This is a genomic window from Actinospica durhamensis (assembly GCF_018139695.1).
Lineage (GTDB): Bacteria > Actinomycetota > Actinomycetes > Streptomycetales > Catenulisporaceae > Actinospica > Actinospica durhamensis.
This window is the reverse complement of the sequence record NZ_JAGSOG010000737.1, coordinates 1-455: the sequence shown is the minus strand read 5'-3', so window position 1 is coordinate 455 and position 455 is coordinate 1. Positions and strand designations below refer to the sequence as shown.

Annotated in this window: 1 protein-coding gene; it reads left to right on the top strand. The window is 73.6% G+C overall.

All coding sequences use genetic code 11. The features are described from left to right. Positions 1 to 406 (top strand): aminotransferase class III-fold pyridoxal phosphate-dependent enzyme (locus KDL01_RS41965; RefSeq protein ID WP_212534276.1); only part of this gene is annotated, 406 nt, incomplete at its 5' end. Positions 407 to 455 lie beyond the last annotated feature (49 nt).

The window sequence follows — 455 nt, the reverse complement described above, 5'->3', positions numbered from 1 at the left end:
CGCCCACAGCATCTCGACGTTCGGCGGCACCCAGATCACCATGGCGGCGGGCCTGGCCAACCTCACCTACCTGCTGGAACACGACCTCCAGGGCAACGCCCGCCGGGTCGGCGGGCTGCTCATCCAGCGGCTGCGGGCCGTCGCCGCCCAGGTCCCGGCGGTACGGGAGGTGCGCGGGCGCGGACTGATGATCGGCATCGAGCTGACGAAGCCCGGCACCGACGAGGCGTACCCCGAGGCGGTGTCCGCCGTCCTCGAGGCGGCCCGCGCGGGCGGTCTGCTCATCGGCAAGGGCGGCGGGCACGACACCAGCGCCCTGCGCATCGCCCCGCCGCTCACCCTCAACGTCGCGGAGGCCGAGGAGGGCGCCGCGATCCTCGAACGCGCTCTGCGGAGCATCCCATAGCGGTCCACCGACCAGGAGGACGCTGCCATGACCCGCCACTTCCCGGAGG